Origin of the sequence: Haladaptatus sp. W1, from assembly GCF_001723155.1 — an archaeon.
In the GTDB taxonomy this organism is placed as follows: Archaea; Halobacteriota; Halobacteria; order Halobacteriales; family Haladaptataceae; genus Haladaptatus; species Haladaptatus paucihalophilus.
Genome location: NZ_MEIH01000154.1, coordinates 1 through 4,279, shown reverse-complemented (window position 1 = coordinate 4,279; position 4,279 = coordinate 1). Strand labels below are relative to the sequence as shown.

Annotated in this window: 4 protein-coding genes and 1 pseudogene; 1 reads left to right on the top strand and 4 read right to left on the bottom strand. The window is 53.0% G+C overall.

Annotated elements, in window-relative coordinates:
- From BG842_RS08430 to BG842_RS08415, 3 genes are all read right to left on the bottom strand, one after another.
- The coding region (locus BG842_RS08430; protein WP_139136067.1) for an MFS transporter at nt 1-742 on the bottom strand (742 nt) is incomplete at its 3' end.
- 597 nt (nt 743-1,339) lie between these two features.
- On the bottom strand, nt 1,340-1,726 hold the full coding sequence (locus BG842_RS27355; protein ID WP_254662994.1) for a SprT-like domain-containing protein: 387 nt from the start codon (nt 1,724-1,726) through the stop codon (nt 1,340-1,342).
- Between the two features lie 84 nt (nt 1,727-1,810).
- Nucleotides 1,811-2,140 (bottom strand): hypothetical protein, encoded by a 330-nt coding sequence (locus tag BG842_RS08415; protein ID WP_069450422.1) that lies wholly within the window; start codon nt 2,138-2,140, stop codon nt 1,811-1,813.
- Nucleotides 2,141-2,995: 855 nt separating this feature from the next.
- On the opposite strand from BG842_RS08415, the pseudogene BG842_RS08410 reads away from it, so the two are divergent.
- A pseudogene (locus BG842_RS08410) lies at nt 2,996-3,520 on the top strand (DoxX family protein).
- Between the two features lie 309 nt (nt 3,521-3,829).
- Here the strand turns inward: BG842_RS08410 and BG842_RS29695 are convergent.
- The gene (locus BG842_RS29695) at nt 3,830-4,027 is read right to left on the bottom strand and encodes a hypothetical protein (protein ID WP_175424107.1); all 198 of its coding nucleotides are present in this window, start codon (nt 4,025-4,027) and stop codon (nt 3,830-3,832) included.
- Nucleotides 4,028-4,279 lie beyond the last annotated feature (252 nt).

The following is a 4,279-nucleotide window of genomic DNA, read 5'->3' as shown; positions in this document are numbered from 1 at the left end:
TCGCCGTGAATATCACGCCGAACAGCAGGAACTCGGTGATGAAGGCGACGGCGAACAACGCCAGAAGCGACGGCTTTACGATCGATCGTGCCGCGTCCGCAAGATACGCGATTCCTTGTTCACCATCGACGTGGTGGGGTTCATCCAGTGCTACCTGTGTGAATACGGCGACCGGGATTGCTACGAGATACGCCAGAAACGGTGCATTCCACGCGATACCAGTGAGCGCCCCTCCAAGCACCGGAAATAGGGCGGCAGTAGCAGAGAGAACGGCGACGTTTGCTCCCAGTACCGCGTTACGCTGAACGCCGTCGAACACATCACCGACAATCGTAACGGTGGTGATGAAGATCGCGGCGGCGGCGGTCCCCTGTGCGATACGGAGCACTAGTAAGAGCTCGAATGTCGGTGCGATCGCCATCGCGCCACCCAGCACACCAAACGCCAATAGACCCGCGACAAGTACTCGCTTCCGCCCGATACGATCCGCAAGGATACCGATGAATGGCGAAAGAACGATTCCGACAAGGAAGTACGTACTCACCAAGAGACTCGCCTGTGCGTCGGTAATTTCGAACACGTTACGGAATACCGGTAGTGCGGGGCTGATGAGTGGCACTCCGAGCGGTGCGAGCGCCGTGCTAATCAATACAGTCTGTACCGTCCGGGAATGCCACGGAACGGTTTCAGTTGGTTCGTCGACCGATGCTACCTGTGAACCGACCTCGGTTGTGTGGTCCATGGTTGTATAGATGCGACTTGCCCTTGTGTAGTCATTTAACGAAAATGACATCTCTAGCCGAATGTGGTATCATCGCTTTTGAGGAGTCTCACCACCTGCGACAAGGATAACCATGTGAGAACCGTCTGTCTCTGTAGTGGTTTGGCAACCATGTGATCGAAATGGGAAACGCAGTACTTGACGAGATCTTAGAGACCAGCCTCGAATTGGATTCGAATCCGGTTTCAGCACACAAACTCGGCTCGCGGATGGAGACTGACGAACTCATCGATATCATCCGCCATCGCGAGGTTCTCGAGGCGCTCGTAACCGATTCGCTCGACCGAAAGGATCTCGAAGCGCGGCACGTGTCTTCTAAGACGATCGCAAGTTCACTGTAGAGCGTGTCGAACTGGGGTGTCTCACGGGTTATGGGAGACGCTACCGAGCAAAACGTCAAAGATAGTCGCCAGCCAGATAGAGATGGAAATACGAGGGTTAGTATAGTATACTAACTTACTACAGGCTCAAAATCCGAAGCACGAGTGATAGCAAGGACTCACGTAGAACACTGCAACTCGCGAAAATCTTCCTCGTATCTACTCCTTATCGCGAGAACTACGTACACGAGAATTGGTTAGTGGCCGTCGACCTCCTCGACACGGAGTGACCCACCACATTCGCTACAGCAATACTGTTCTGGGTTGCGACGGTCTTTGAGCGTTGATACCGAGCAATCCGACCGCCGCAGTCCTCGCACACCAGCCACCACTTTGGCGTGGTGAAGCGTTCGCAGTGTTGCGAAGTATCGAGGGCGTCCGTCCAGCGGGTGAACGTCGAACCGTGATCCGCCTCGCCGAACTCGTGATACTGCCACGCGTGGATGAGTTCGTGGCGGACGGTGGACCTGAATTGCTCCCACCCGTGGTGTTCGTAGGCTTTCCAGGTGAGCGCAATGGTGATTGCCTCTGTTGTCGGATCGTACTTCGTGACGCCGGCCGTCACTGGGCACACTTTGACTGTTAGATTCAGGAAGTCTCCTGCAGAGATAGCCTTTGAAGTGGACCATCGGTTGGCTACCTACTCGGTTTAGTCGGCGTGTTCGAGGACCTTCGCAATGGTCACAATCGCGTCAAACTCGGTTGACGTTCCCTGAATGGTAATTTCTCCTTCATCGCGATCATATTCAATCGAATCAATTTCAGCTGTTTTCGGGATATGCACTTGGCGAAGAGAGAGTTCGATCCGATCGTACTGCTCGTCAGGAATTGTTTCATCAGTCGCGTCGTTTTCGTGATTTGCAACATAATCCACAAGCTCATCAACCGTTACTGTTCCACTCTGTTGATCGAGATAGTATAGTGCGTATCGTCGCCGCTTCGTACTGAATAAGTCGAAGATTGTGTCTAACGTCGCCATGTTTCCCATCAACGTCTAGCCAATGGCCGACGATAGTGATTGTGGATTCGACCACCACCCCGGAAAAAATTCTTGCTCCAAATTGTGTTAAGAACATTTTATTAAAACCCGGAGAGTTGTCAACCGGAGGCCCCGAATGTCCCAATTCATGGAAATTCTTGTGCTTTAGCGAAGGGGGAATGTCAAAGCGAACTCAGCCTAGGACGTCTGGATTGAGTAGAATATTAACAGCTGCCGTGATTCCGAAACTCGTTATGATCGCACTTTGAACACTGGGTTGGCTTTGAAATGAACGTTGTACCACAGTCTTCACATTCAAAAATATCACCGGTTGTTCGAACTTGCTTTTCCGTTTGCTGAGGGGCCTCTTCCGGACTGAAGGCGTCACGTAACCGATGAAGGATTTCCATAGTCTGGTATGGGGTACAAGCAACTAATCCATATATGTTTTCATTCTAAAAATTATGAATCGATTGTTAATCTATTCCGCAATAAATATAGATATATAATCTGTGATTGGAGTTTATTTGATAAATTGACGCCACTGAGAATTATCGAGACATGGATTAAAACGGAAGCGCAGGTTTATTCGGCAGTTCCTTCCGGCTTGCTTTCACGATGGATAGTCTGGGAAGCCATCGAGGCCATCGCAGTCACGGTCCTCCGGTAGCCCGCTCTCGTCGTCGATAGGTGTCTCAGTATCTTCACTCTCGTCGCCATTCACCAAGACAAAAATGAGTCGAGCAGTGCTAAATAATTTCTCTATAACCAATGAAATCCATGACACAGCCTATCTAAATACACTTATATACTTCGCCGTTGTTTTAGAAAGTAGGAAGTTTTTCTTCCGAGACCATGACAGCATCCACCATCTCTCCAGACACTCAAACCTTCGAAAGCCAATCGGTCGGCACCCGTGCCCACCCTCTTGGCCCTCGCGCGTTCGCGCGTTCGGGGTGGGCGTTCACCTCGGCGAACCGTTCTCGGCCGGTGGCTACCTGGCGAACGTCGCCGCGACCAACGGCAACCCGATTGCAGGCCTATTCGCCTGGATGGGCTCGACCCCGTGGTTCGTCGAGGTCGCGAACGTGGCCGTCCCGTGGGGCGAGCTGTTCATCGGTCTTGGACTGCTCGTCGGCGCGTTTGTCCGCCTTGCGGCGTTCTTCGGCGCGCTCATGATGCTCATGTTCTACTTCGGGAACTGGGACATCGCTCACGGCGTCATCAACGGCGACTTCGCGTACATGCTCGTGTTCCTGGCCGTTGCAGCGTTCGGTGCCGGCCGGATCCTCGGCCTCGACACGTACATCGAAACAGTACAAGATCGGCGGTCAGGCGCTCCTCGAGCGCTACCCCATCCTCGAGTACGTCCTCGGGTAGATTCTGACAGGCAACCCCATACCGCCTTCATGTGAGAATCGGTCTATCACTCGTTCTTGATCCTTCGTTTCCTCCCATCAAATTCGGCCGTCTCGCTCGTTCTAGTGAGTGAATCGGCACGGTACTTGTCATAACATTCTCATCTGCACTACGTACGCGCCCAGACGGAAAAGCCGGCGGTGTCTCTGGCGCGATACAGTTGTCACTCTTAGCGATTATAGTGTGGATACACTTCATGAGTGGACACTGATCAGCGATTTACGGAAGCGTTTGTTGACAGGCTATAGAGAAGAGGGGCTGAGAGAGGAGTTACTCTGGAATCTCTCGCCGATCCGTTTTTACGCATTCCCAACACGGGCAGCCACCGAGGCCGTCACAATCGCAGTTGTCTGGTTTGGTCTCGCCTTCGTCCTTCGAGGGGAATGCGTCGAGCGTCCCGTCGTCAGTCGCGTTCTCGACGGCGGCCATGTGTGTGCAGAATGCGTTCCGGTGGACGTGATGGGGCATGTGCAGCCATCAGTTCGTGGGTCACGTCGTCGATGGAGACCACGTACTGGTGGTCTGCGGGGTTCTCGTGGCTCTCGTTGGTGACTTTGACGTGTCCAGGGGCATCGACGCCGAAGGTAAATTGTTCGGCCTGTGCGCGTATTGGTGCCGTCTCATTAGAACGAATAGAGACGACATTGAGTGCTATAAGAACAATAAGACGCTCAACGCTCAACTACGTCGAATCGAGTGCTGGCAGACCGGACATTGCCG

Coding starts and splice junctions, on each gene's coding strand:
- BG842_RS08415 (WP_069450422.1), bottom strand. CDS start 2,140: ATGGCGACGTTAGACACAATCTTCGACTTATTCAGTACGAAGCGGCGA.
- BG842_RS29695 (WP_175424107.1), bottom strand. CDS start 4,027: ATGCCCCATCACGTCCACCGGAACGCATTCTGCACACACATGGCCGCC.